The sequence below is a fragment of the Actinoallomurus sp. NBC_01490 genome, from assembly GCF_036227085.1.
Taxonomy (GTDB): domain Bacteria; phylum Actinomycetota; class Actinomycetes; order Streptosporangiales; family Streptosporangiaceae; genus Actinoallomurus; species Actinoallomurus oryzae.
In genome coordinates, this window is record NZ_CP109433.1 from 9,573,537 (window position 1) to 9,599,003 (window position 25,467).

Sequence of the window (25,467 nt, forward strand, 5' to 3'; positions counted from 1 at the left end):
AGGTGCTCCACCGCCCGGCCCCGCCGGTCGAACTAGCCGATCACTGGCCGGGCGCCAGGACGATCGTCCAGGTGACCGCCTTGCTGGCCGCGTCCGTCGTCGCGGTCAGGCCGCCGTACGTGCCCGTCGGCACCGTTCCGCCGCTGTCGGCGGTCAGCGACGTCACCCTGCCGCTGCCGGAGCCGATGGAGTCGCCGCGGCTCGTCACGCCGTTCGGCGCCGTCCACGCCGTCGTCGCCGACGACTTGTCCGACCAGTACGTCACCGCCCAGCTTCCCGCCGCCGAGACGGTCGCCGTCGGCGAGGTGTGCGACGTCGTGGTCGCCGAGTCGACGGCGTTGGCCGCGGCCGCCACCGGGGCGGTCGTGTTCGTGCCCCGGTAGGCGAGGACGCGCAGGGTGGCCTTCGCGTAGTCGCTCAGGCCGACCGACACCGTCTTCCCGGCGTCGCTCGCCGTGGCGACCTTCTGCCAGATCGTCGAGACGGCCGTGCCGACGGTCTGGGTGCCGACCTGCTGCCAGCCGGACGGCGGCGTGACGGTCTTGGTCGCGTCGTTGTCGGTGAAGGCGAGCAGCAGCCCGTCTCCGGCCTGCACCGACGACGGGATCGTCACCGTCGCGTTCGTCGTGTTGGCGTTGTAGGCGTCCGTGCCGACGTAGTCGATGCTCGCGGCGTTCGTCTGCACCTGCTGCGACGCCGTGTCCGTGCCGCCGCGGTCGTCGGTGACGGTCAGCTTGACCGTGTAGGTGCCCGCCGCGGCGTACGTGTGCTGCGGCGTCGCGCCCGTGCCGGTGGAGCCGTCGCCGAAGTCCCAGGCGTACGACGCGACGGAACCGTCCGGGTCCGAGGATCCCGAGCCGTCGAAGGAGCAGGCGAGGTGGTCGCAGTCGGAGGTGAACGTCGCGGCCGGCGGGCTGTTGGGCTTGCCCGCGTACAGGAAGACGCCCTGTCCGCGCCAGTCGCCGCCGTCCACGACCGTGGGAGTGCCGGAGGGCACCCCTCCGGTGAAGTCCAGGCTCCGCAGCTTCCCGTCCGTGGTGCTGACGTAGTAGAGCTTGCCTCCGGCGGTGAACATGCCGCCGACGGTGCTCCAGTCGACGCCGGACAGGTTGCCGCTCGCGGTGATCTCCATGGCCGAGACGGCGTCGCTCTCGGGGTTGAAGCCGCGGTAGTACAGCGCCGACGTGCCCCGCGTGTAGTAGATCCGGCCGTTCGCGAAGAACATGCCCTTGATCGACTTCACCGCGGTGTGCCAGGCGGTGTCGGCGACGATCTGGTCGGACAGGTCGATGGTGTGGGCGGAGCCGAACGCCGAGCCGTCGTACGTGCGCCGGGTGACCGTACCGTCCGAGAAGCCCGTGTAGAGGTTGTCGTTGATCATGAAGGCGCCGCGTACGGTGCGCCAGTCGATCCCGCCGGTGCCATCGCTCGTGACGGCGCCCGCGGTGGTGCCGTCGAAGGAGCGGTGCTGCAGGAAGTTCTGGCTTGACGACCCGCCCGAGTAGATCTCGCCCGGCAGCGTGCCGGTGCTCAGCACCGGCAGTTTCTCGCCGCCCGCGGTCGGGAACAGCGCCAGCTTCTGGTGGGTCTCCCCGCCGGTCTCGTCGGTGTCGCTGGCCATCCACAGGCCCTGTGAGGTCGCCAGCAGGTCGAACACGCCGACCCCGCGGGTACGGCCGGGGTTCCACTGGAACGGCATGCCGCTCGCCGGATCGAGCGCGGTGATGCCCTCGCGCGCGATCGCGCCCGGGCCGGCCGAGTCGCTGCCGAACGGGTTGTTGGTCCACCGTCCGTGACCGCCGTAGTACACCGCGGACTCGGTGACCTCAACCGCGTACGTCGTATCGCCGCCCGTCCAGTTCGTCCAGGTGGGCAGGAGGTTCGTGCCGGTGGCCGCGGTCTCCCAGCGGGCCTGCGTGTCGCACATCGTGGACGTGCCGTGCGCCGCCCCGGTGGTGGAGACGACGAAGAATCTCCCGTCCGGGGAGACGTCGATGTCACGCATGTAGGTGTCGAACGACGACGAGCACGCCGCGGCGTACTTGCTCGTCTGCCAGTCGGCCAGCCGTGCCGTGGAGCCGGTCAGGTCGAGCATGACGATCTGCGGCCGCGACTGGCCGCCGACGGAGGTGAAGTTGCCCACCGCGACCAGCTTGGAGCCGTCCGGGGTGACGTCCATCTTCATGACGTTCGTGGTGCCGCCGGCCTGCGTGCCGGCGAACGCCAGGCTCTGGTAGGTGTCGCGGCGGCCCGTGTCGGGGTTCAACGTGGCGAGCGCGAGCTGCGTGGCGCCGTCGACGAGGTCGAAGTTGCCGGCCACCCACAGCCGCCCGCCGGCCAGCCGCAGGTCCTTGACCCGTGCGTCGAGGTTCGGGGTGAAGCCGGTGTCGACCTGGCCGGTGTTCACGTCGAGGCGCGCCAGCGACTTGTGCGCGACGCCGTCGATGGTGTTGAACAGGCCGCCCAGATAGATCGACCGACCGTCGGCGGAGGGCAGGAGCACACTCACCTCGCCGTCGACGGACGGCTTGAAGTCCGGGTCGACCTTTCCGGTGGTCGCGTCGAAGGCGAGCACCCGGCTGCGGTCGATCACCGTCGACGAGCCGGCCTCCTCCACCTGGGTGAAGTTGCCGCCGATGAAGATGCGGTCGCCGATCTGGACGACCGACTTGACGTCACCGTCGAGGAGGTTCGGGGTGAAGTCGGCCGGGTCGGCACTGACGATCTCGGCGGGCTGGCCGTCCGCTCGTGCGGGCGGCCCACCTGTCGTGGCGACCAGGCCGGCGGCCAGTAGCAGGCCGGCCCCGCTTGCGATGAGACTGCGAAGGCGCACGTGGCTCTCTCCTGTTCCGCGCGCCCCTCACACGGCCGAGCGGGGGATGGCCGAGTTCGGGAGTTGTTCTCGTGCTCAAGCAGAGTAATGGGGAAAACACCGGTCAATCCCCGGCGCTAAGGTCACCGTCCCGTCTCGGATATCCGTTACGCACCCTTTCCCACGCTTCGTGGCCACGCTGGTTATAGTGCGCTGCCATGGACAGACGTAGGACCGCGAGCTCCGCCGGTCGCGCCTTTCTGGCCTTGCTCACGGCGGCGTCGCTCACGGCGTGCGCGGCCGGCGCCGACGACGAGGCCCCACCGCTGTCGGAGCGGAGCGGCAGCACGTCCGCCAAGCCGAAGAAGTGCACCGTGTCGGCCGACCTCGTTCCCTCCTGCGGCGCCTGGTGGGGCGTCACCCCGGAGGTCGGCGCACGGCAGGACCCGACCCCCGTGGTGCACCAGTTCGAGCAGCAGATCGGCCGGTCCGTGGACATCTACCACGGTTACCACTCCGGCTCCCAGCTCTTCCCCACCGCGCAGGAGATCGCGCTGACCCGCGAGAAGGGCGCGCGACGCATGCTCGTCCTCAACTGGAAGCCCGACACGGGCAAGACGTGGCGGCAGGTGGCGAACGGCGCGGCCGACGCGCAGATCGCCCGTGAGGCGTCCTACCTCAAGGCCAACTTCAGGAAGAAGTTCTGGCTGGTCATCCACCACGAGCCGGAGGAAGAGGTCAAGACCCAGCCGAACTCCGGCTACACCGCGGCCGACTACCGCGCGATGTTCCAGCACGTCGTCAAGAAGTTCCGGGCCGACGGGACGCGCAACGCCCTCTTCACCGTCGTGTTCATGGGCTACACCGGCTACATGGCCAAGCCCTGGTTCAAGGACCTGTACCCGGGCGACTCCTACGTCGACTGGATCGGCTACGACCCGTTCGCCAAGACGAACATCGAGGACTTCTCCCACCTGGTGAACAAGGTCGCCCCGACGCAGGAGGAACTCGGCTTCCCGGGCTTTTACGACTACGCCGAGCGGTACCTGCCCGGCAAACCCCTGATGTTGTCGGAGTGGGCCGTGCTGGGCGATCCGGCGCGCAAGGCCGCGTTCTACCAGACCGTCGGGCAGCAGTTCGCGAAGTATCCCCGGATCAAGGCCCTGTCCTACTACGACACCAGGCACGCGGTGAACATGCCGAACGGCGGTGACACCAGCATCGACGCCTCGACGTCGGCCCTGCGCGCCTTCAAGAAGCTCGGCAAGCGACCGGAGTTCAACGTACGGCGCTGAGCACGGGCCGCCGCGGGTTAGTCTCTGACTTCCGCAGGCGACATGAGAACAGGGTTCCAGGGTGGGCACAACGAGGGTCGTTCCGGCACGGGTGACGGCGCGGCCGGCCGTGTTGCGGACCCGGCCCGGCTGGCCACTGGCCGTGATCTTCCTCGGTTTCCCGGTCTGGTGGCTGCTCGGCCTGGGCATGCTGATCTTCCTGATCATGAGCGTGCCCATGGGCGTCTACCTCTACAAGAGGCGTTCTCGCCTGCTGGTCCCGCGCGGGTTCGGCGCCTGGCTGCTCTTCCTCGTCTGGGTGGTGATCGGCGTCGGTGTGCTGTGGGCCGACGCCCCCGGCGCGGTGCCGGGCGGGAGCATGGGCCGCCTGCTCGCCTTCGCCTGGCGCATCGCCTGGTACGTCGCCGCGACGATCGTCCTGCTGTACGTCGCCAACCTCAGCGACGACGAACTCCCCGCCGACCGGGTCGGGCGGCTGCTCGGCTACATGTTCATCGTCACGACCGCGGGCGGCCTGCTCGGCACGTTCGCGCCGCACCTGCAGCTCACCTCTCCGCTGGAGATGGTGCTGCACACCAAGAACACCTTCCTGCTCGACGCGATCCATCCGAAGACCGCCGAGGTCGACACCATCCTCGGGTACGAGCAGGCGCGGCCGATGGCGCCCTTCGCCTACGCCAACACCTGGGGCGCCGCGTACGCCTTCTTCCTGCCGTTCTTCGTCATCACCTGGGTCTGGCGGGCCGGCACGAAGCGCCGGATCGCCGGCATCGTCATCCTCCTCGCCTCCCTGTGGCCGGTGGTCTACTCCCTCGACCGCGGCCTGTGGATCTCGCTCGGCGTCATCGCCTGCTTCTCCGGGCTGAAGATGGTCGCCCGGGGCGGCCGGCGGGCGCTGCGGCTCGCGGTGGCCGGCCTCGTCGTCGGCGGCCTGGTGTTCGCGGTCTCGCCGCTGCCGGGCATGATCGAGGCACGGATCCACAACCCGCACAGCAACAACCGCCGCACCCTCCTGGCCGAACAGAGTGTCCGCAGCGCGCTGACCGGCTCGCCGATCGTCGGCTTCGGCACGACGCGCCAGGTCCAGGGCAACCTCAGCTCCCTCACCGGCGGCGACCGGCCGGGCTGCAAGGCCTGCGGCGCGCCCCCGCTCGGCACCCAGGGCCACCTTTGGCTGCTGCTGTTCGCCAACGGCGTCGTCGGCACGGTGGCGTTCGGCGCCTTCTTCCTCACCCGCTTCGCCCGGCACTGGCGCGAGCGGTCGGCGTACGGCGTCGCCGGCTGCTGCGTGCTGCTGGCGTTCGGGCTGTTCCTGTTCATCTACGACCTGGTGGAGGTCCCGCTGTACACGGTGATGATCGCGGTCGCGCTGATGTGGCGTGCCCGGCGCGAGGCGGACGCGTGACGGCCTGGACGGACGCGGTCGCCGCGCTGTGGCCGGACGCCGAGGTCCGCTCCGGAGGCGGCACGCCGGCGCTCCGCGAGTTCGCCTTCCTGCCCAGTGCCGAACGGCCCCGGCTGCTCCTGCCCGCCGGGCTGCCCGCCGCCGCCGCGAGCGCGCTGCGGCGCTACAGCCACGACCTCGGCGCGCCGCAGCGGGTCGTCCGCGCCCTGACCGCCACGGGGGTGCGCGCCGGGCTCGCCGACCGCGCGCTGCGGCACCGGCTGCACGTCACCGGAGCCGGAGAGTCGATCGAGGACCGGCTCAGCGAGTTGCTGTCGCGGCGCGTGGTGGTCAGCGTCGGGCTCGGCTCCGCCCGCGCCAACCGCAAGCCGATCCTGCACGCGATCACGCCGGACGGCGAGCCGGTGGCGTTCGTCAAGGTCGGCGACACCGCGACCGCACGCGAGCTGGTCGCGGCCGAGGCCGCCGCCCTCGCCCGGCTCGCCGAGCGGTCGTTCTCCGGTCTGCGGGTCCCGCGGGTGCTGTACCACGGCGACTGGCGCGGCCTGCGGCTGCTGGTGCTGAGCCCGCTGCCCACCGGCGCGGTGTCGTTCCGGTCGCGGCGCCGGGCGCCGGTCGCGGCGATGCGCGAGCTGACCGGCGCGACCCGCCGCGTGCCCCTGGCATCCACCGCGTTCTGGCGCCGTTTCGGCGACCTGCCGCTCGAAGACACGCGCCAGCGCGAACGGCTGGCCGAGGTGGTCGAACGCATCGGCGCGGCGTACGGCGCGGACGAACTGGAGTTCGGCGCCTGGCACGGCGACTGGGCTCCGTGGAACATGGCCTGGCACCGCGGCCGGGTCCAGCTGTGGGACTGGGAGCGCTACGACCCGGACGTGCCGGCCGGGCTCGACTACGCGCACTACCGGCTCCAGACGGGCGGCGGGTACGACACCTGGCCGGACTCGGAGCTCCTCGCGCCGTACGGCATGCGCGGACGGGCCGCCGCGATCACCGTCGAGCTGTACCTTCTGGAGCTCGCCCGCCGCTACCTTGGTGACGCGCAGGGCGCGCTGGGCGAGCCGCTGCGGCCCCGAGCGGCCAAGCTCCTCGACCTGCTCCACTCCAACGCCGGGAGGACCGCTTGATCTCGCGACGCGACGCCCCGCAGTGGGTGAAGGAGAGCGGCCGCGCGGTCACCCGCACCGCGGGCCGGCTCAGCGCGGGCGCGCGCATGCTCCCCGACTTCCTCCTCGTCGGCACGCAGCGCGGCGGCACCACCTCGCTGTTCCGCGCGCTCGCCGCGCACCCGGGCGTCGCGCAGCCCAACTTCCACAAGGGTGTGCACTTCTTCGACGTGCACTACGCACGCGGACTGCCCTGGTATCGCGGGCACTTCCCGCTGCGCCGCGGCGACCGGCTCGCGTTCGAGTCGGCCGGCTACTACATGCACCACCCGCTGGCGCCCGAGCGCATCGCCGCGGACCTGCCCGGCGTGAAACTGCTCGTGCTGCTGCGCGACCCGGTCGAGCGCGCCTACTCCGCGCACAAGCACGAGCTGGCGCGCGGGTTCGAGACCGAGCCCTCGTTCGAGCGGGCGCTCGCGCTCGAGGAGGAGCGCCTGGCCGGCGAGGTGGAGCGGATCCGGTCCGAGCCGCACTACCTGAGCCACAGCCACCGGCACCACTCCTACCTCGACCGAGGCCGCTACGCCGACCAGCTCGAGGTGCTGTACGGCCTGTTCGGGCGCGACCGGGTCCACGTGACCTTCGCCGAGGACTTCTTCGCCGAGCCCGAACCCCACTACGACGCGGTGGTCGACTTTCTGGGCCTTCCGCGCTGGCGGCCGGACGCCTTCGAGCGCCACAACGCCCGTCCCGGCTCACCGCTGCCCGACGCGCTGCGCACCCGCCTCACCGACCACTTCGCGCCGCACGACGAAAGGCTGGCGGCCCTGCTGGGCGAGGTCCCGCCGTGGCGTCGCTGACCACGCCGTCGCCAAGCGCGTCGAAGAGGCCGCCGATCGGCGAGTACGACCCGGCGGCCATCGCCCCGCCCGACGAGACCCCGCCGGACGAGGTACGGCTGGGCCGTTACTGGGGCTTCCTGCGCCGGCAGTGGCCGGTGCTGCTCGCCACCGTCGCCCTCGGCGGCGTTCTCGGCACGGTGCGGTCCGCCACCGTGCAGCACACCTACACCTCGACGGTGGAGGTGCTGTGCCCGCCGATCGCGGTGGAGTCCGGCCTGCCGCCGCTGGCCGCCGGGCCGTTCGCGACCGTCGACCAGGCACCCACCCTGGAGACGATGGACACCGAGGCGCAGCTCGCGACCTCCGGAACGGTGCTGGAGCAGCTCAGGCACGTCTCCGGCTTCAAGATCCCGACCGATCGGCTCGCCGAGCGCGTGACCGTCTCCGCCGCGCCGTACTCCCGCGTCCTCGTCATCGGCGTCCGCGCGAACCGGCCCGGCAACGCGCGGCAGGGCGCCCGGGTGGTCGGCCGGACCTTCGTCAAGGTGCGGAACCGCGTCATCGGCCAGTACCAGACCCGCAACCGGCAGGAGGTCAACCGGCGCGTCGCCCTCCTGAAGGCCGAGTTGAAGGTGCTGCCCCAGGATCCGACCGCGCTGACCCGCATCACGGTCCGCACGCGCCGCCAGGCCATGCAGCGCCAGATCCTGGACGCACAGAAACAACTGGCCTTCGACGACGTGTTCGCCCAGGTGGTCCGGGCGGCCGACAAGCCGTCCCGGCCCGACGACCCCGGCTCGGACGTCAACCGCACCTCGGGCATGGGCACCGGACTGCTCGCCGGGCTCGCCATCGGGCTGGTCCGCGACCGGCGGCCCCGCCGGCTGCGGTACGCCCGCGACGTACGACGGCGTATCCCGGTGCCGGTGCTGAGCGACACCGGCCGGGAGGACCTCGCCGACTCCGGGCGGCGGTTGCGCAATCTGGCCTTCGCCGAAGACGCCCGCACCGTGCTGGTCACCGGCATGCCCGGCGGCACCGCCGACGCCGTCGCGGTCAGCGTCGCCGCAGCGTTCGCGCACGGCGGCGCGCCCACCACCCTGCTGCGGGTCGCGGACGGGCAGCCGCCGATCTACCCCGCCCACGAGCCGCCGCCGGCCGAACCCGACGACGGCCTGGGGTCGTTCCGCGTCGTGGCGCTGGCGATCAACGATGGTGACCGCGGCCTGGCCCAGGCGGTCGAGCGCGCCCACCACGGCAAGGGAGTGGTCGTCATCTCCGGGCCTCCGCTCGACACCGCCGAGGCGGTCACCCTGGCCGCGCTCTCGGACCTCACGCTCGTGACCGTCGCCCTGAAGCTGGTCACCGACCGGCCGCTCATCGCGGCCATCTCTCACCTGGTCAGCGCCGGCGCCCCACCGCGCGGCATCGTGATCACTCAGCAGAAGGAGTCGTCGTCGTGAGCGAGCGCCTCAAACAACACGCGCGCCCGGCCACGTCACCGACGAAGGAGGACTTGTGACCGCCGAGTACCCGTCCGTTTCCGTGATCATCGCCACGCATGACCGGCCGCAGCTGCTCGCCAAGGCGATCGAGGCGGTACGCGTACAGGACTACCCGGGACCGGTCGAGTGCGTCGTCGTCTTCGACCAGGCCGAACCGGACACCGCGCTCGCGCGGGAGGATCCGCACCGCCCGGTCGTGGTGGTCCGCAACGACCGCACCCCGGGTCTCGCCGGGGCGCGCAACGCCGGTGCGGCGGCGTCCTCGGGAGAGCTGCTGGCCTTCTGCGACGACGATGACGCGTGGCTGCCGGCCAAGCTGCGGCTTCAGGCGGAGCGGCTGACCGCGACCGGTGCCGACGTCGTGGTGTCGGGCATCCACGTCAGCTACGGCGACAAGACCATCACGAGGGTGCCGCGCCCGGAGGACGTCACGTACGCCGAGCTGCTGCGCCGCCGCGTGATGGAGGCGCACCCGTCCACCGTGGTCGTCCGCCGCGCGGCGTTCCTCGGCGAGATCGGCCTCGTGGACGAGGACATCCCCGGCAGCTACGGCGAGGACTACGACTGGATGCTGCGGGCCGCGGCGGCCGGGCCCATCGCCGTCGTGGCCGAGCCGCTCGTCACCGTCCTGTGGGGCCGGACGTCGCACTTCAACCGCAAGTGGCGCACGATCAGCGACGCGTTGCAGTACCTGCTGCGCAAGCACCCGGCCTTCGCCGACGACCCGCGCGGCCTCGCCCGGGTGCAGGGCCAGATCGCCTTCGCGCACGCCGCGCTGGGCGAGCGGTCCGAAGCGCGTACGTGGGCGCTGCGCACGCTGCGGGGCTCCTGGCGGGAGCGCCGGGCCTACCTCGCGCTGGCGGTCTCGCTGCGCGTGCTCAGCGCCGACCGGGTGCTGCGGCTCGCGCACGCCACCGGCCGTGGCATCTGAGCCTCGGCGCTGAGCGTCAGCGCCGTCCGGCGAGCAGGTCGGCGACGAGGCCGCCGAACCGCGCGACCGACTCGGCGACGTCGCCGCCGTCGGCCACCACCGCGTAGTCGTCCGGCGCGGCGAGCGCGTGATCGACGAGCCCGCGGAAGGCGTCCTCGTCGGCCGCCGTGCTGATGAGACCCTTGGCCGCCATGCGCGCGCAGAAGCGCTGCTGATGGTCGTCCACGTGCTCGCCCAGGGCCGGGTCGCGGGGAACGACGATGGGGCGGCGGCCGTGGCGGCGGCTCTCGGTGATGGTGGTCGGACCGCCGTGGCAGACGACCACGGCCGCCTCGTCCAGCAGCGAGGTGAGCGCGGCGTGGTCGAGGTAGGCGACGCCCTCGGCGCGCCGGGGCGGAGCCGAGGTGCCGTGCTGCACGACGCACTGCACACCCTCGGGCAGCCAGGCGTCCACCCAGTGGATGAGCCGGTCGAAGGGATGGTGGTCGGTGCCGACGGAGACGAAGACCAGCGAACTCACAAAAGGCTCCCGATGACCTGCGCACGGGGGTAGAAGCGGGTCTGTTCTTCCCATTGCACGCAGAACAGGTCGGTGATGGGACGGCAGAGCCTACCGGTGAGCGTCGGAGAGTCGAGCCGGTCGTACACCTCGATGTAGACCGTCGGCACGCGCATCACCTTGGCCACCAGGAAGAACGGGAACGCGACGGCCGCCCCGGTGGAGACGACGACGTGCGGCCTCTCGCGGCGCATGACGCGGACGGCGAGGGCGAAGTTGCGCACCAGGTTGCGGACGTTGCGGGTCGTCGGGTGGTACGCCCACACCGCGTTCTCGCCGTCCAGCTGCGACCGGGCGTCCTCGGTGCCGAACGTGACCCACGTGCGCTCACGCTCGTGCCACCATGGGCGAAGAGCCAACAACTGGGCAAGGTGACCACCGCTGGAGGCCACGAGAAGGGCGTGCTCCCGGTGCTCCTGATCTCCCGACATGCCGATCAATGTAAATGGAACCTCAAGAGCTGACGACCGATTTGGGAACTGAGGATAGTGTCGTGGCGAGCGCATGACCCTGGGCAGGGGCGTACTTCGAGGGAGACCGGCGGATGGCGGCTGATCAGGATGCACAAGGCCGATTGACGGGGGTGGCGCGTCGCCACCTCCGGCTCATCTGTTCACTGGCGGCAGCCACCACCGTGGTCGGAGTGGCGGGCGGCCTGCTGCTGCCGGCCAGCGCCCAGGCGACCGCGACCGTCCTCGTCAGCCCGCTCGACGGCAACCCCTACTCCACCAACGGCCGGGGCGACGACCTGACGAACCTCCAGTCGGAGGCCGCGCTGGTCCAGGCGGACGCGGTCGAGAAGGTGGTGCGGCAGAAGTTCCGCGCCGCCGACCGCTCGAAGGTGGCGGTGACCGTCCCGCCGAACACCCAGGTCCTGCAGATCACCTACACCGCCTCCAGCGCCACCGCCGCGCGCGACGGCGCCCAGGCGTTCGCCAACGGCTACCTCACCTACCGCTCCCAGCGGGCGCAGAGCCTGCTGAACGACAAGTCCGCCAAGCTCCGCGAGCAGGAGAAGAAGGTCCAGCAGGAGCTCTCCGCGACCACCAAGCGGCTGTCCACCGCGCCCGCGTCCCAGAAGAACTACCTCCAGCAGCGGATCAACGCGTACAACAACCAGCTCGCCGTCATCGACGAGCAGAACAACGACATCGCCGCGACGCCGGTCAACGCGGGTTCGGTCATCACACCGGCCCAGCCGCCGACCGGCTCCCTCACCACGCGCGCCGCGACGTTCGGCGGTGCCGGGCTCGCCGTCGGCCTGTTCGCCGGCCTGCTCATCGCGCTCGCCCTCGAGCGTTCCGACCGGCGGCTGCGCGACGTCCGTACCGTGCAGCGCCTCGGCGTGCCGGTGCTCAGCACGGTCTCCTCCGCGGGCGGCCTCGTCCTCGTCACCGCGCCGAAGAGCCGGGCCGGTGAGGCGTACCGCCGCCTCCGCGCCGCCGTCGTCGCATCCGTCCAGGACCGCCCGGTCACCCTGCTGGTCACCAGCGCGACCCCGGCGGCCTCGGCGACGCTGACCAGCTCCAACCTGGCCGTCGCGCTCGCGCACGCCGGATCGGCGACCATCATGGTCGACGCGAGCTTCTCCGAGACCAGCCCGTCGGCGCTGTTCGGGCTCGGCCAGTCCAAGGGCCTGTCCGACGTGCTGATGCGCGGCACCGATCCGACGCAGCTCCTCGTGCACGCCGACTCCCAGCTGCGGCTCCTGCCGCGCGGGCCGGGCGCCGGCGCCGCCGCCGAACGCTTCAGCGGCCCGCGCATGCGCGAGACCGTACGCCTCCTGCGCGACAAGGCCGAGTACATCCTGATCAACGCGCCGAGCGTGCACGACGCGAACGCACAGGCGCTGTGCACGCTGGCCGACGCCGTCCTCATCGTCGTCACGCTCGGCCAGACCACGCGCGCCGACATCGAGCAGGCCTACACCGAGGCCGAGCGTGCGGGCGCCGTCGTGATCGGCACCGTGGTCGAAGACTCCCGCGCCCGCCGCGCCGTCACGGGAGACCGCCCGTCCCGGCCGCCGTCCTCGCACCGCGCCGACGGCCCGGGCACCGCGGTCACCAGGCGTGAGCCCGAATTTCGCCCCGGCGCCCCCGGCACCCCCGTCGGTCCGGGCGCCCCGGTCGGCCCCGGCACGCCGGTCGGCCCACGCGAGCCCGACCGCAGGCCGGGCGTGCCGACGGCCGGCAACACGAGCACCACCTCAACCTCACCGGACTGGTCGCGGTTCTCCGGCTCCGAGCCGCCCCAGGAGCCGGCCGACTCCTCCGACTCCACCGAGACCGCCGTGCACAAGGCCATCGAGGCATGACGACGCGTTCTGGTACGCGGCTGCCCCGATGACCGCCGAACCCCACCTGTCCCGTCTCGCCCGGGGCGGCGCGCTCAACCTGGCCGGTGCGGTGTCCGCCGGCGTCATGGGCTTCGCGCTGGTCTTCGCGGTCGCGCACGCCTACCCGCAGAAGATCGCCGGTACGTTCTTCGCGGCCAACTCGCTGTTCATCATCCTGAACGCCGTCGCCGGGCTGGGCAGCGACGTCGGCCTGCTGCGCTGGGTGCCGCGGCAGATCGCGCTCGACGACCACGGCTCGGCGCGGCGCACGGTGCCCGTCGCGCTCGTGCCCGTCGTGGCCGTGGCCTGTGTGGCGAGTCTCGCGCTGATCCTGTCCGCTCCGGCACTGGCCGACGCGCTCGGCGGCGGCCGGATCGTGCCGATGCTGCGCGTCCTGGCGGTCTTCCTGCCGGTCGCCGCCGCGCACGACGCCGTGCTCGCCGCGACCCGCGCCCACGGCACGATGCGGCCCACCGTGGCGATCGAGAAGATCTTCCGCCAGGTGGCGCAGGTCGGCGGGGTGCTGGTCGCGTCCCTGTTCACCACCGACCCGGTCGGCCTCGCGCTCGCCTGGGCGCTCCCGTACCTGGTCGGGCTGGTCGTCGCCGTGGTCTGGTACCGGCGCATCGCGGCCCGCCTGCGGCGCGGTCCGGCCGACACCCGGGCGCTGGCGCGGCAGTTCTGGCGCTACACCGCTCCGCGGGCGGTCGCGCAGATCTGCCAGACGGCGCTGCAACGTGCGGACATCGTGCTCATCGCCGCGCTCGCCTCCCCGCGCGACGCCGCGATCTACACCGCGGCCACCCGGTTCATGGTGATCGGGCAGCTCGGCACCCAGGCCGTGCAGCAGGCCATGCAGCCCACGGTCAGCCGGCTGATCGCCCTGGAGGACCGGGAGGCCACGGCCCGGGTCTTCGCCGGCTGCACGACGTGGACGGTCGCGCTCACCTGGCCGGTCCACCTCTCGGTGGCGGCCGCGGCCCCGATCTACCTGTCGCTGTTCGGGTCGGGTTACTCCGGCGCCGGGCAGTCCGCGACGGTCATCCTCGCGCTGGCCATGCTGCTGGCCACGGCGACCGGCCCGGTCGACGTCCTGCTGCTGATGGCCGGGCGCAGCGGACTGAGCCTCGTCAACAGCGCCGCCGCCCTCGTCGTCGATCTGGCGCTGAACGCCCTGCTCATCCCCTGGCTCGGCATCACCGGTGCCGCGATCGCCTGGGCCGCCGCGCTGGCGGTCCGCAACCTCCTGATGCTGGCGCAGGTGTCCCGGCTCTTCGGGATGACTCCGGCGGGGGCCGGCCTCGGCCTGGCGGTCTCGTCCGCGCTGGTCTGTTTCGGCGTGCTCCCGATGTCGGTCCGGCTGGCGTTCGGCACGCCCGCCACGCTGGTGGGCCTGGTCCTGGGAGCCGGCTGCTACGCCGGGCTACTGTGGGCGCAGCGCGACCGTCTCGCGCTCACCGCGTTCGCCGCACTCATACCGGGACGCCGGCGTCATCAGGGGGTAGCCGACAATGCCTGATCCAAGCTGTTCGCGGCCACGCCGCCGGCACACCGCACCGCGCCCGCCCGCTCCCGTGCGGGCATGAGGTCGGCGGTCGCCCTGGTGGTGCTCGCCGGCCACATGGTCGCCACACCTCCGGCCGGTGGCCACCGCCTCATCCTGGGCACCGTCGCGCAGACGCGGCAGGAGGTCCAGCAGCGGGAGAAGGAGGCGGGCCATCACCTGACGGGCATGCGCGTGTTCCGGCGCTGGGGCGAGCCGCTCTTCACCGCCGACCAGCAGTGGGCCAAGAAGACCGGCCATGTCGTGTTCCTGTCGATCAAGTCGCGGCGTACGAACGGCGCGCTGATCAGCTGGCGCGACATCGCCTCCGCGCGGCGGGGCAGCCCGCTGCAGAAGGACATGCTCCGGCAGGCGGCCCAGATCAAGCGGTTCCGCGCGGTCGTCTACGTGGTGTTCAACCACGAGCCCGACGCCAAGACCTCCCGCCCGATGGGCACGCCGGCCGACTTCATCGCGGCCTGGCGTCATCTCGTCGGCACCTATCGCGCCGCCGGAGTGCGCAACGCCCGCTACGTGTGGACGCTGACCGGCCCGGCCTTCGGCGCGAGCGCGGGCAACGGCCTGACCCGCGCGGACACCTACTACCCGGGTGACGCCTACGTCGACGACATCGGCGCCGACACCTACAACTGGAACACCTGCCACTCATCGTCCGGCGCGTGGCAGGGCCCCGCGGAGCTGCTCGAACCCCAGCGGAGGTTCGGCCTCCGGCACCCGGGCAAGGGCCTCATGCTGCTCGAATGGGGCACGGTGGAGGACCGGGCCCGGCCGGACCACAAGGGCGAGTGGATGCAGAACCTGACCCGCCTGCTCGCCACCCCCGCCTACCGGCAGTACCGCGCGGTCCTGCACTGGGACGATCGGTTCACCAAGCTGATGGCCGGCACGACGTGCGACTTCGACAACCGCACGTCGGCGGGGGCCCAGTCCGCCTGGCGGGCGATGGCGGCGGCCCCGGTGTTCTCCGCGCGGTCGGCCTGCGACATCGGCGACTGCCCGGCCCGGCGCCGGCGCTCACGGTCGGCGTACGTGCTGGCCGCGGTCGCGGCGGCGACCGTCCTGGCCGGCCTGGTCACCGTCGGGCTCCGCAGGCGGTCGGTGCGTCACATGCGGGCGCGGCCGGCGCCGCCGGTGAAGTAGCCGTAGCGGGCGAGCAGGGGCAGGGTCAGACCGGTCACCAGCCGCCGCCGGGTGCCGTTCAGCCGCGTCCGCCACGCCTCGTCCGCGCGCAGCTCGACCCGGCCGGTGCGGAACCTCATGGGGTTGCCGGCCACCTGGTGGTTGGGGCTGAGGCGCACGGCCGCATCCCCGTCGAAGGGCAGCGGGACCGTCGGCTCCAGCCCGGCGAAGACCGCGATCTCGCGCACGGTCTCGGCGGGCGCACGCATGAAGTCCTCATAGCGCACGCGGAGTGTCGGAACGCCCCGCCGGGCGAGCGCCCCGAACCCGAGGTTCTGCGCGTCCCAGTGCAGAGCGGTCTTCCCGGCGGACCAGCGGGCCATGTACGCGCCCTCGGCGGAGCCCTCGACCGCCTCGGGCCGGGCGACGGTCTTGGACCATGAGTACGCGACCGCGCGCGCGTCGCGTACGACGTGCAGGACACGCAGATCGATCGCCTCGGACCAGCGCAGGCAGGAGGCGAGGGAGACGTGCTTGCTCGAGTCCACCACGACGTCACACCCGCTCACGTCCTGGACGGCCTCGTACAGGCGCCGGTACACGTCGTCGTGGTCGGCGACCCGCCGCCGCAGTCCGGCGCCGAGAGCCGGCCCGGCCAGCAGGGGAACGAAACGGGTGCGGTCGACCGAGTCCTTGAGCGCCTGGAACGCCGCGATGTCCATCTTCGGCCAGCCGCCGAAGGCGACGTCCCCGACACGTCGCCAGAACTCACACCGGGAGAACGGCGCGCCGCAGCCGCATCGCTCGTCGTCGACCAGCCCGCGCTGCCACAGATGGACGATCTCCCCGATCCCGCAGACGCCCGGCAGCTCGCACAGGATCCGTTCGAGGAGCGTGGAGCCGCTGCGCCCCAGCCCGCCGATGAACAGGACGCGAGGACCGGTTCTGCCCGCCATTGAGAAGTCTCCAAGGATCGTCATGCTGATCGCCCCGCCCGCGGCGCGGCGCCGGGGTCCGCTCAGCGTATCCGTGCGGCGGCGGGTTTCCGCTCCTCACGTCCTTACGGGCCCGAGCATCGCTAAGCTCATTCTCTGCCGCAGAATCGACCAGGAGTTGACCCCCCTATGGACATCCGCGTACGCCGCGCCCTGTTGCCCGCCGTGCTGGCGGCCGCCCTTCTGCTCCTCGCGGGCTGGCACGCCGTACCCGCCCACGCGGTGAGCATCGATCCCGAGCTCGTCGCGGAGTCCGTCTCCGAGGACGGCTACTACGTCGACTCCAGCGCGTCCTATCTCAAGTCCGACGCCGACCTCGACAAGCTGCGCGCCGCCATCGAGAGCGCGGGCCGCGCGGGCGTCGTCGTCCTGCCCGCCGGCACCTCCACCGCGCCGGTGATCAGCCGGCTGCGGCAGGAGCCGAACCGCACCTACCTCATCCTCACCGGCACGCGCCTGCAGGCCTTCTCCAACTCCCTGCCGAGCTCGAAGGTCAACGGCCTGCTCACCCGCGCCAGGAAAGCGGGCAACCCCAAGTCCGAGGTGCTGACCTTCCTGGACCTCATGAGCGGCAAGCACCCGACCGTCAACCCGCGCAAGAAGGCCGTCGCGCAGCCCAGCACGGACGCGTCGGCCGGTGGCGCGACCGACCAGCCCAGCACCACGCCGGTCGCCGCGGCCAAGAAGGACTCCGGCGGCAACGGCGCGCTCTACGGCATCGTCGGCGTCGTCGTCGTGCTCGTCCTGGCCATCGGCGGGTTCCTCCTGTGGCGCCGCAAGCAGGGTTCCTCCGGCGGTCCGGGCCCGGACGCCCCCGCGGCGATCTGACCGGCCGGCACAGGCCTCGGGGCCGCGGACCGATCGCCGGTTCGCGGCCCATCACGGGTTCGTGGCATGATGTGGCGCGTCAGCCCGCGCTGAGGAGAGGAGGTGGCCCGATGCTCGCCGTTCGTGACATCCGGGCGTTCCTCCTCGTCGCCTCCACCCGCTGACGACCGCCGGGGAGACGCCCTCCGATCCTGAGGATTCGAGGACTCATGTCCGTCTCCCCCTTCCGCGTCGACGTCTCCGATGACGTGCTCGCGGATCTGCGTGACCGCATTCGCCGCACGCGCTTCACTCCCGCGTCCAGCCCCGAGCCGTGGGCCGCGGGCACCGACCCGGACTACCTGCGATCGCTGCTGGAGCACTGGGCCGACGGCTTCGACTGGCGCAAGGCCGAGGAGAAGCTCAACCGCCTGCCGCACCACCGGGCCGACCTCGGCGGGCAGCGCATCCACTTCGTGCACGTACGCGCGGCGGGAGGGCGGCCCGCGCTGCCGCTGATCCTGACGCACGGCTGGCCGAGCAGCTTCGTGGAGATGCTGCCGCTCGTGCCGCTGCTGACCGACCCGGCACGCTTCGGCGGCGACCCGGCCGACGCGTTCGACGTGGTCATCCCCTCACTGCCCGGCTTCCTGTTCTCCGACCTGCCGCCAGGGCGTCCCATGACCGAGCGGAGCGAGGGAATCAAAAGACACGCCTCTGTGGTCACTCCCCCCGACAAAGGAGGGCTCATGACTCGTCAGACGACGGCGGAGACCTGGCACCGGCTGATGACCGAGGAACTCGGGTACGCCCGCTACGGCGCCTTCGGCGGCGACATCGGCGGCGGGGTGACGACCTGGCTCGGAGCCCTGTATCCGGAGAGCGTCGCCGGGATTCACCTCACCTTTCCGGGTGTACCGGCGGAGCCGGCCGACCTCACCGACGCCGAACGCGCGTGGCTGGCGGCGGTCGACGCCTTCGACGAGAAGGACGGCGGCTACAGCGAGATCATGCTCACTCGCCCGGACACCATCGCGGCGGCGCTGCAGGACTCCCCCGCCGGGCTGGCCGCCTGGATCGTGGACAAGTACCGTGCCTGGAGCGACTGCGGCGGCGACCTGGAGAGCCGCTTGGACCGCGACGACATCCTGACGGTCCTCACGCTGTACTGGGCGACCGGCACGATCGGCTCGTCGTTCCGCCAGTACTACGACTGGCCGCTGAGCCCTCCCCGGCCCGTCGTCCCGGTGCCCGCAGGGGTCACGCTGAGCGCCGAGCCGGTGTTGCGTGACATTCCGCGCTCGCTCGCCGAACGCGGTTTCACCGACCTGCGGCAGTGGCGGGGCCCGACCGTAGGCGGCCACTTCATGCCGATGGAGGAGCCCGCGCTCCTCGCCGGGGACCTGCGCACGCTCTTCCGCTCGCTGCGCTGATCTGCATGACCGCCCGGTGGCGATCGTTACCGGGCGGTCAGCCGGTCACCGAGTTCGCTGCGGCGATACAGGACCTGCCGTCCGTCACGGGCCCGGGTGACCAGTCCCGTGGCGTACAGCACGCGCAGGTGCTGGGACACGGCGCTCGGGGTGACACGGAGGCGACGGGCGATCTCCACCGTCGGCAGCGGTTCTTCGAGCAGCCCGAGCAGCCGCGCCCTCGGCCTGCCGATGAGCGAGGCGAGAGCCGTCGCGTCGGCGGGAGGGGGCATGGCCCACAGCGTCGCCACCCCGCGGCTGGGATAGGCCAGCATCGGGGGTTCCTCCGGGCTCACCGGCGGCGCGGGCTTGTGGGAGAAGACGGACGGCACCAGCAACAGTCCCCGTCCCGCGGCCGTGACCCGGTGCCGGCTGATCATCTTGTCGATGTGCAGCACTCCGTCGTCCCAGCGCAGGTTCGGGTGCATGTCGGCGAACAGCAGGCGCGCGCCGCCGAGGGCCAGTCGCCGCGCGCGGTAGGTCATGTCGGCCTCCAGCACGAGCCGCATCCGCGGCCAGGCGGGCTCGACGGCGAGTTCCCAGTACCGCTGGACGAGGTCGCAGATGGCGTCGCGGAGCCCGGCGACGCGCTCCTCACCGGCCGTGGCCTCGCGCAGGGCGGCGGGGACCGGATCCGGCGCGTGTGCGGCGAGCAGGTCGCGGCGGACCAGGTCAGGGTCGGTCCGGCGGACGACGGCCAGTTCGTCCTCGAACGCCGCGGCGAAGGCGACCGGTCGCGGAGTGAGGAAGTCGGGCAGGGTACGGCGCGGGCCGACCAGGGACATCAGGAGTTCCGTGTCGAGCGCGCCGATCCGGCCGAGGACGGACCGCCGCCAGGGCAGGTGCAGCGCGGACAGGCTCGGATCGCGGAGCACCCGGAGGCTGAGCACGGCCTCGTGCAGGGGCGAGAGGGCGAACCGGGTGTCGGCGAGGTCCTCGACACCCAGCACAAAGCTGATCATTAAGTCATACGCTACATCGATTGGCGGCGGGACGCCGGTGCCGTGGACTTCGCTCCATGACCGTTACCGATCGACGTCCGGCGGCCGTGCCGGACGAGGACCTCGCGCGGGAACGGCTGAGCCGCCGCATGATCCTGCTCCTGGCCCTCACCTGCGGAGTGGCCGTCGGCAACATCTACTTCCCCCAGGCGATCAGCCCGTCGGTCGCCGCCGGCCTGCACATCGGCGCCGGCTCGGCCGCTCTGGTCGTGACCGCGACGCAGTTCGGCTACGCGGCCGGGATCTTCCTGCTCGTCCCGCTCGGCGACCGGCTCCCCCACCGCGGCCTGGTCGTCGCCCTGCTCGGTCTCACCGGGACGGGACTGCTCGGCGCGAGCGCCGCGCCCGCCCTTCCCCCACTCGCCGGCGCGAGTGCGCTCATCGGCCTCGCGACGGTGGTGGCCCCGATCATCGGCCCGATGGCCGCCGGACTGGTGCCCGAGGACCGTCGCGGAGTGGTCAGCGGCACCCTCCTGAGCGGTTCCATCGGCGGCATGCTGCTCTCCCGCACCATGGGCGGGGCGCTGGGCGAGTGGCTGGGCTGGCGGGCCCCGTACCTGCTGGCCGCCGCGCTCTCCCTGATTCTCGCGGCGGTCCTCGCCCGGACGCTGCCGCGGACGTCCCCGCCGTCCGGGCAGCGGTACCCGGCGCTCCTGTCCGCGTCGCTGCGCCTGCTGCGCGCCGAGCCGGAGCTCCGCCGGTCCTGCTTCTACCAGGCCACGATCTTCGCCGGGTTCTCGGCCGTCTGGACCGGCGTCGCACTCCTGCTGACCGGCCCGGCGTACGGCCTGAGCATCCGGGCGGTCGGAGCGCTCGCCCTGGTCAACGCCGGGACGATGGTCTGCACGCCGATCGCGGGACGCCTGGCCGACCGCCACGGGCCCGACGCGGTCAACCTCGTCTGCATGGCCGGCGTCATCGTCTCGGCTCTCGTCCTCGCGGGCGGCGCCCGGGGCGGGACGGCCGGCCTCACGGCACTCGTGCCGGGCTCACTGCTGCTCGACGTCGCCATGCAGTCCGGGATGGTCGCCAACCAGGTACGGAACTACGCCCTGCGGCCCGAGGCCAGGAGCAGGGTCAACACGGCGTACATGACCTGCGCCTACCTCGGCGGCAGCGTGGGCTCCTGGCTCGGCGCCCGCGCGTACGGCCGGTTCGGGTGGTGGGGCGTCTGCGGGCTCGTCGCGCTGCTCGCCGTACTCGCCCTGGTCCGTCACCTCGCGGCGCTGCGCACCCGCGAATCCGGGCGCGGCGACGGCGTGGAAGGATCGAGACGTCCCACGATGTCGACCGCCGGTCACCCGGCGGAGGTGAGGTTCGATGTCCCCGAAGATCGCGACCGCTGACCGGGTCGACCGCGACGCGCTGCTCGACTTCCTCCGCCCGCGCCACCACGGACTGCTCGCCACGACCCGCTCCAGCGGGCGCCCGCAGCTGTCCCCGGTGTCCTGCGGGATCGACGGTGAGGGCCGCATCCTCGTCTCCACGTACCCCGAGCGCGCCAAGGCCCGCAACGCCCGCCGCGACGAGCGGGTCTCCATCTGCGTGCTGTCCGACGACTGGAACGGTCCGTACGTCCAGGTCGACGGCCGTGCCGAGGTGCTCGACATGCCCGAGGCCGAGGACGACTTCGTCGAGTACTACCGGTGCATCGCCGGCGAACACCCCGACTGGGACGAATACCGCCAGGCGATGCACCGCCAGAACAAGTCGCTGATCCGCATCACCATCGAGTCATGGGGCCCGATCGCCACCGGAGGCTTCCCGCCCGGCCGCGTGTAGACGTCCGCGGCGGACCAGGCCGAGCGGTCTCCGGGGACGCGTGTTCCCGCTACGCTCGCCCGCGTCGCGCGGGGACGGCGACGTCGGCGCTCGCCGGAAAGCGCTCGGCCCGGACCTGGCCGATGGCGGAATCGAGGCGGCCGCGTTTCAGCGTGCCGCCTGGTCATGGCAGGTCCGGGCCTGATCGACCGCTCAGCGCGCGGTCAGCGGCTCTCCATGATCATGCCGGCGGCGACGGTCGCGTTCGTCGCCTCGTCGATCAAGATGAAACCGCCGGTGTCGCGGTTGCGGCCGTACGCGTCGGCGAACAGCGGCTGGGTGACCCGCAGCGTCACCCGGCCGATCTCGTTGAGCTCCAGGCGCTCGGCGTCCTCGTGCCGGTGCAGGGTGTTCACGTCGAGCCGGTAGTGCAGGTCGCGGACCATCACCCGGGCCGTACGGGTCGTGTGCTTGATGACGAGCTTGCTCCGCGGCGTCAGGGTCCACTCGTCGGACATCCAGCAGATCATCGCGTCGACATCCTGCGTGACCTGGGGCTTGTTGTGCGGCCGGCAGATCATGTCGCCGCGGGAGATGTCGATGTCGTCCTCGAGCAGCAGCGTCACCGACATCGGCGGGTAGGCCTCGTCGATCGGGCCGCCCGCGGTGTCGATCCGCTTGATCCGCGTGGTCAGTCCCGACGGCAGGTGCATGACCTCGTCGCCCGGCTTGAGCACGCCGCCCGCGACCTGCCCGGCGTACCCGCGGTAGTCGTGCAGCTCGGGGTCGGTGGAGGCCTGGGGGCGGATGACGTACTGCACCGGGAACCGCACGTCGATCAGGTTGCGGTCGGAGGCGATGTGGAGGTTCTCCAGGTGGTGCAGCAGCGAGGGCCCGTCGTACCAGGGGGTGTTCGCCGACCGCTCGACCACGTTGTCTCCGTGCAGCGCGGAGATCGGGATGAACGTCAGGTCGCCGACCGACAACTTGGCCGCGAACGAGGTGAACTCGTCCTTGATCCGCTCGAAGGTCTCCTGGTCGTAGTCGATCAGGTCCATCTTGTTGACCGCGAGCACCAGGTGCGGGACGCGCAGCAGCGTGGTGAGGAACGCGTGGCGCCGCGACTGCTCCAGCAGGCCCTTCCGCGCGTCGATCAGGATGATCGCCAGGTCGGCCGTTGACGCGCCGGTCACCATGTTCCGGGTGTACTGGATGTGCCCCGGAGTGTCGGCGATGATGAACTTCCGCCGCGGCGTGGCGAAGTAGCGGTACGCCACGTCGATCGTGATGCCCTGCTCGCGCTCGGCGCGCAGGCCGTCGGTGAGCAGCGCGAGGTTGGTGTACTCCTCGCCGCGGTCGCGGCTGCTGCGCTCGACCGCCTCGATCTGGTCCTCGAAGATCGACTTGGAGTCGTACAGCAACCGCCCGATGAGCGTCGACTTGCCGTCGTCCACCGACCCCGCGGTGGCGAGCCGAAGAATGTCCATGCTCATTGGTCCCTCAACCGCTCCTCACTCGCTCCGCGTCCGGCTTGCTCCGCGGCGCCGCACACTGCGCTCGCTCGTCGGGATCGGTCCATGCTCATTGGTCCCTCAACCGCTCCTCACTCGCTCCGCGTCCGGCTTGCTCCGCGGCGCCGCACACTGCGCTCGCTCGTCGGGATCGGTCCATGCTCATTGGTCCCTCAACCGCTCCTCACTCGCTCCGCGTCCGGCTTGCTCCGCGGCGCCGCACACTGCGCTCGCTCGTCGGGATCGGTCCATGCTCATTGGTCCCTCAACCGCTCCTCACTCGCTCCGCGTCCGGCTTGCTCCGCGGCGCCGCACACTGCGCTCGCTCGTCGGGATCGGTCCATGCTCATTGGTCCCTCAACCGCTCCTCACTCGCTCCGCGTCCGGCTTGCTCCGCGGCGCCGCACACTGCGCTCGCTCGTCGGGATCGGTCCATGCTCATTGGTCCCTCAACCGCTCCTCACTCGCTCCGCGTCCGGCTTGCTCCGCGGCGCCGCACACTGCGCTCGCTCGTCGGGATCGGTCCATGCTCATTGGTCCCTCAACCGCTCCTCACTCGCTCCGCGTCCGGCTTGCTCCGCGGCGCCGCACACTGCGCTCGCTCGTCGGGATCGGTCCATGCTCATTGGTCCCTCAACCGCTCCTCACTCGCTCCGCGTCCGGCTTGCTCCGCGGCGCCGCACACTGCGCTCGCTCGTCGGGATCGGTCCATGCTCATGGTTAGAAGTACCCCTCGCGCTTGCGGTCCTCCATGGCGGCCTCGCTCGTGCGGTCGTCGGCGCGGGTCTGGCCGCGCTCGGTGATCCGCGTCGCGGCGATCTCAGTGATCACCTCGTCGAGGCCGGTCGCGGTCGACTCGACGGCACCGGTGCAGCTCATGTCGCCGACCGTGCGGTAGCGGACCATGGCCTCGAAGGGCGGCTCGTCGTCGCCGCGATTGGAGTACGGGCTGTCGGCGAGGAGCATGCCGTCGCGTTCGAACACCGTGCGGGTGTGGGCGAAGTAGATGGAGGGGATCTCCAGCTCCTCGCGCTTGATGTAGTCCCAGATGTCCAGCTCGGTCCAGTTGGACAGCGGGAACACCCGGATGTGCTCGCCCTGGCGGATGCGGGTGTTGTAGAGGCTCCACAGCTCGGGCCGCTGGTTCTTGGGGTCCCACTGGCCGAAGTCGTCGCGGAAGGAGAAGACGCGTTCTTTGGCGCGGGCCTTCTCCTCGTCGCGCCGCGCGCCGCCGAACGCGGCGTCGAAGCGGTGCTCCTCGATGGCGTCCAGCAGTGTCGTGGTCTGCAGGCGGTTGCGGCTCGCCCGGCGTCCGGTCTCCTCCACGACGCGGCCCTTGTCGATCGACTCCTGCACCGAGGCGATGACGATGCGGATGCCGAGCTCACTCACCCGGCGGTCGCGGAACTCGATGACCTCGGGGAAGTTGTGGCCGGTGTCGACGTGCATCAGCGGGAAGGGGATGCGGGCCGGCCAGAAGGCCTTCTCGGCGAGGCGCAGCATGACGACGCTGTCCTTGCCTCCGGAGAAGAGCAGGACGGGTCGTTCGAACTCGGCCGCGACCTCGCGGAAGATGTGGATCGACTCCGATTCGAGTACGTCGAGCTGGGACGTCCGATAGTCACGGGCGTCAGCTGTGCTGCGCTGCATCGCGTTAACACTCCCGGGTCGGTTCGTTACAGGACCGCCCGGATGCCGGCGAGCAGCGTTGGCGCCAGTTCCGGGTGGCAGACCAGAATATCTGGCAGGTTGGTGTCCTCTTGGTTGTAGGTCAGCGGCGACCCGTCGATCCGCGAGGCGTGGGCGCCGACCGCGTGGGCGACGGCGACCGGGGCGGCGGAGTCCCATTCGTACTGTCCGCCGGCGTGGACGTAGGCGTCGACGTCGCCGAGCAGCACCGCCGCGACCTTCGCTCCGGCCGATCCGAGCGGCACCAGCTCGACCTCGGCGTCGAGGTGCTCGGCGAGGCGCGTGGTGAACTCCGGGGGCCGGCTGCGGCTCACCGCGACCCGGATGTGCCCGGTGTCGACGCTCGGAAGCTCGAAGGGCTCGGCGGTCGAGAGCGTACGGCCCTGTGAGGGAAGTGCGACCGCGCCCGCCGCGAGCCCGCCGGCCGCGCCCTCGTCACGCTGCCAGAGCGCGACGTGGACCGCCCAGTCTCCGCGCCCCTCCTCGGCGTACTCGCGCGTGCCGTCGAGCGGGTCGACGATCCACACCCTTTCCGCGTCGAGGCGCGAGAGCTCGTCCTTGCCCTCCTCGCTGAGCACGGAGTCGCCGGGGCGCTGCCGCGCGAGCGCTTCGGTCAGGTAGACGTGGGACTCGCGGTCACCGGCGTCGCGCAGGGCCTTGAGGTCACCGAAACCGCGGTCGGCGCGCAGCCGGAGCAGCAGCGCACCCGCCTCGGTCGCGAGATCACGGGCGAGGGCATGATCGTCGTGCGTCACGTA

General features: G+C 71.8%; 21 protein-coding genes. 13 read left to right on the top strand and 8 right to left on the bottom strand.

The window, feature by feature from the left end; translation table 11 throughout:
- Window positions 1–40 precede the first annotated feature (40 nt).
- On the bottom strand, window positions 41–2,833 hold the full coding sequence (locus OG417_RS43875) for a PKD domain-containing protein (RefSeq protein ID WP_329242337.1): 2,793 nt from the start codon (window positions 2,831–2,833) through the stop codon (window positions 41–43).
- A gap of 197 nt (window positions 2,834–3,030) precedes the next feature.
- Between OG417_RS43875 and OG417_RS43880 the strand changes: the two genes are divergently transcribed.
- From OG417_RS43880 to OG417_RS43905, 6 genes are all read left to right on the top strand, one after another.
- A complete protein-coding gene (locus OG417_RS43880) occupies window positions 3,031–4,107 on the top strand; it encodes a hypothetical protein (protein ID WP_329242341.1) in 1,077 nt (358 codons plus the stop codon).
- Window positions 4,108–4,168: 61 nt separating this feature from the next.
- Entirely contained in the window at window positions 4,169–5,512 is a 1,344-nt protein-coding gene (locus OG417_RS43885) for a hypothetical protein (protein ID WP_329242344.1), read from the top strand.
- Window positions 5,509–6,639: a hypothetical protein gene (locus tag OG417_RS43890; RefSeq protein WP_329242347.1), complete on the top strand. Its 1,131-nt coding sequence runs from the start codon at window positions 5,509–5,511 to the stop codon at window positions 6,637–6,639. Before OG417_RS43885 ends, OG417_RS43890 begins: the two co-directional genes overlap by 4 nt.
- Entirely contained in the window at window positions 6,636–7,478 is an 843-nt protein-coding gene (locus tag OG417_RS43895) for a sulfotransferase domain-containing protein (RefSeq protein WP_329242350.1), read from the top strand. The genes OG417_RS43890 and OG417_RS43895 overlap by 4 nt, the downstream gene beginning before the upstream one ends.
- Window positions 7,466–8,923 (top strand): hypothetical protein, encoded by a 1,458-nt coding sequence (locus OG417_RS43900; RefSeq protein ID WP_329242352.1) that lies wholly within the window; start codon window positions 7,466–7,468, stop codon window positions 8,921–8,923. The genes OG417_RS43895 and OG417_RS43900 overlap by 13 nt, the downstream gene beginning before the upstream one ends.
- Window positions 8,924–8,978: 55 nt before the next feature.
- Window positions 8,979–9,896 carry a glycosyltransferase family 2 protein gene (locus OG417_RS43905; RefSeq protein ID WP_329242355.1) on the top strand — a complete coding sequence of 306 codons (918 nt, stop codon included), beginning with the start codon at window positions 8,979–8,981 and terminating at the stop codon, window positions 9,894–9,896.
- Window positions 9,897–9,912: 16 nt separating this feature from the next.
- Here OG417_RS43905 and OG417_RS43910 read toward each other — a convergent pair whose 3' ends face one another.
- Together OG417_RS43910 and pssD are read right to left on the bottom strand one after the other, a co-directional pair.
- A complete protein-coding gene (locus tag OG417_RS43910; RefSeq protein WP_329242358.1) occupies window positions 9,913–10,416 on the bottom strand; it encodes a glycosyltransferase in 504 nt (167 codons plus the stop codon).
- Window positions 10,413–10,886, bottom strand: coding sequence for a PssD/Cps14F family polysaccharide biosynthesis glycosyltransferase (gene pssD / locus OG417_RS43915; RefSeq protein WP_329242361.1), 474 nt, complete (start codon window positions 10,884–10,886; stop codon window positions 10,413–10,415). The genes OG417_RS43910 and pssD overlap by 4 nt, the downstream gene beginning before the upstream one ends.
- 152 nt (window positions 10,887–11,038) lie before the next feature.
- On the opposite strand from pssD, the gene OG417_RS43920 reads away from it, so the two are divergent.
- The 3 genes from OG417_RS43920 to OG417_RS43930 all read left to right on the top strand — a co-directional run bounded on the left by OG417_RS43920 (window position 11,039) and on the right by OG417_RS43930 (window position 15,494).
- The gene (locus OG417_RS43920; protein ID WP_329242364.1) at window positions 11,039–12,769 is read left to right on the top strand and encodes a hypothetical protein; all 1,731 of its coding nucleotides are present in this window, start codon (window positions 11,039–11,041) and stop codon (window positions 12,767–12,769) included.
- A gap of 28 nt (window positions 12,770–12,797) precedes the next feature.
- Complete coding sequence (locus OG417_RS43925) at window positions 12,798–14,309, top strand: oligosaccharide flippase family protein (RefSeq protein WP_329242367.1); 1,512 nt, start codon at window positions 12,798–12,800, stop codon at window positions 14,307–14,309.
- A 63-nt stretch (window positions 14,310–14,372) separates the two neighbouring features.
- Complete coding sequence (locus OG417_RS43930; RefSeq protein WP_329242370.1) at window positions 14,373–15,494, top strand: hypothetical protein; 1,122 nt, start codon at window positions 14,373–14,375, stop codon at window positions 15,492–15,494.
- On the opposite strand, the gene OG417_RS43935 is transcribed toward OG417_RS43930, so the two are convergent.
- The gene (locus OG417_RS43935; RefSeq protein WP_329242372.1) at window positions 15,458–16,429 is read right to left on the bottom strand and encodes a sulfotransferase domain-containing protein; all 972 of its coding nucleotides are present in this window, start codon (window positions 16,427–16,429) and stop codon (window positions 15,458–15,460) included. The two genes, OG417_RS43930 and OG417_RS43935, sit on opposite strands and share 37 nt — an antisense overlap.
- A 168-nt stretch (window positions 16,430–16,597) precedes the next feature.
- Between OG417_RS43935 and OG417_RS43940 the strand changes: the two genes are divergently transcribed.
- Both OG417_RS43940 and OG417_RS43945 read left to right on the top strand, forming a co-directional pair.
- Window positions 16,598–17,296, top strand: coding sequence for a hypothetical protein (locus OG417_RS43940; RefSeq protein ID WP_329242375.1), 699 nt, complete (start codon window positions 16,598–16,600; stop codon window positions 17,294–17,296).
- Between the two features lie 209 nt (window positions 17,297–17,505).
- Window positions 17,506–18,708: an epoxide hydrolase family protein gene (locus OG417_RS43945; protein ID WP_329242378.1), complete on the top strand. Its 1,203-nt coding sequence runs from the start codon at window positions 17,506–17,508 to the stop codon at window positions 18,706–18,708.
- A 26-nt stretch (window positions 18,709–18,734) separates the two neighbouring features.
- Here OG417_RS43945 and OG417_RS43950 read toward each other — a convergent pair whose 3' ends face one another.
- A complete protein-coding gene (locus tag OG417_RS43950) occupies window positions 18,735–19,709 on the bottom strand; it encodes an ArsR/SmtB family transcription factor (RefSeq protein WP_329242381.1) in 975 nt (324 codons plus the stop codon).
- A gap of 56 nt (window positions 19,710–19,765) precedes the next feature.
- Here OG417_RS43950 and OG417_RS43955 point away from each other — a divergent pair, with 56 nt between their 5' ends.
- Window positions 19,766–21,094, top strand: a complete 1,329-nt coding sequence (locus tag OG417_RS43955) for an MFS transporter (RefSeq protein ID WP_329242384.1) — start codon at window positions 19,766–19,768, stop codon at window positions 21,092–21,094.
- Window positions 21,069–21,530 carry a PPOX class F420-dependent oxidoreductase gene (locus tag OG417_RS43960; protein WP_329242387.1) on the top strand — a complete coding sequence of 154 codons (462 nt, stop codon included), beginning with the start codon at window positions 21,069–21,071 and terminating at the stop codon, window positions 21,528–21,530. Before OG417_RS43955 ends, OG417_RS43960 begins: the two co-directional genes overlap by 26 nt.
- A 203-nt stretch (window positions 21,531–21,733) precedes the next feature.
- Here the strand turns inward: OG417_RS43960 and OG417_RS43965 are convergent, their stop codons facing one another.
- The 3 genes from OG417_RS43965 to OG417_RS43975 form a co-directional block, all read right to left on the bottom strand.
- Entirely contained in the window at window positions 21,734–23,002 is a 1,269-nt protein-coding gene (locus OG417_RS43965; RefSeq protein WP_329242390.1) for a sulfate adenylyltransferase subunit 1, read from the bottom strand.
- 738 nt (window positions 23,003–23,740) lie between these two features.
- The gene (gene cysD / locus OG417_RS43970) at window positions 23,741–24,670 is read right to left on the bottom strand and encodes a sulfate adenylyltransferase subunit CysD (protein WP_329242393.1); all 930 of its coding nucleotides are present in this window, start codon (window positions 24,668–24,670) and stop codon (window positions 23,741–23,743) included.
- A 26-nt stretch (window positions 24,671–24,696) separates the two neighbouring features.
- Window positions 24,697–25,464 carry an inositol monophosphatase family protein gene (locus tag OG417_RS43975; protein ID WP_329242395.1) on the bottom strand — a complete coding sequence of 256 codons (768 nt, stop codon included), beginning with the start codon at window positions 25,462–25,464 and terminating at the stop codon, window positions 24,697–24,699.
- Window positions 25,465–25,467 lie beyond the last annotated feature (3 nt).

Bases quoted from the DNA above. Each gene is read 5' to 3' on its own strand.
- OG417_RS43880 (WP_329242341.1), top strand. From the start codon at position 3,031: ATGGACAGACGTAGGACCGCGAGCTCCGCCGGTCGCGCCTTTCTGGCC.
- pssD (WP_329242361.1), bottom strand. From the start codon at position 10,886: ATGTCGGGAGATCAGGAGCACCGGGAGCACGCCCTTCTCGTGGCCTCC.
- OG417_RS43925 (WP_329242367.1), top strand. From the start codon at position 12,798: ATGACCGCCGAACCCCACCTGTCCCGTCTCGCCCGGGGCGGCGCGCTC.
- OG417_RS43930 (WP_329242370.1), top strand. From the start codon at position 14,373: ATGAGGTCGGCGGTCGCCCTGGTGGTGCTCGCCGGCCACATGGTCGCC.
- OG417_RS43935 (WP_329242372.1), bottom strand. From the start codon at position 16,429: ATGGCGGGCAGAACCGGTCCTCGCGTCCTGTTCATCGGCGGGCTGGGG.
- OG417_RS43940 (WP_329242375.1), top strand. From the start codon at position 16,598: ATGGACATCCGCGTACGCCGCGCCCTGTTGCCCGCCGTGCTGGCGGCC.
- OG417_RS43945 (WP_329242378.1), top strand. From the start codon at position 17,506: ATGTCCGTCTCCCCCTTCCGCGTCGACGTCTCCGATGACGTGCTCGCG.
- OG417_RS43950 (WP_329242381.1), bottom strand. From the start codon at position 19,709: ATGATCAGCTTTGTGCTGGGTGTCGAGGACCTCGCCGACACCCGGTTC.
- OG417_RS43955 (WP_329242384.1), top strand. From the start codon at position 19,766: ATGACCGTTACCGATCGACGTCCGGCGGCCGTGCCGGACGAGGACCTC.
- OG417_RS43960 (WP_329242387.1), top strand. From the start codon at position 21,069: ATGTCCCCGAAGATCGCGACCGCTGACCGGGTCGACCGCGACGCGCTG.
- OG417_RS43965 (WP_329242390.1), bottom strand. From the start codon at position 23,002: ATGAGCATGGACATTCTTCGGCTCGCCACCGCGGGGTCGGTGGACGAC.
- cysD (WP_329242393.1), bottom strand. From the start codon at position 24,670: ATGCAGCGCAGCACAGCTGACGCCCGTGACTATCGGACGTCCCAGCTC.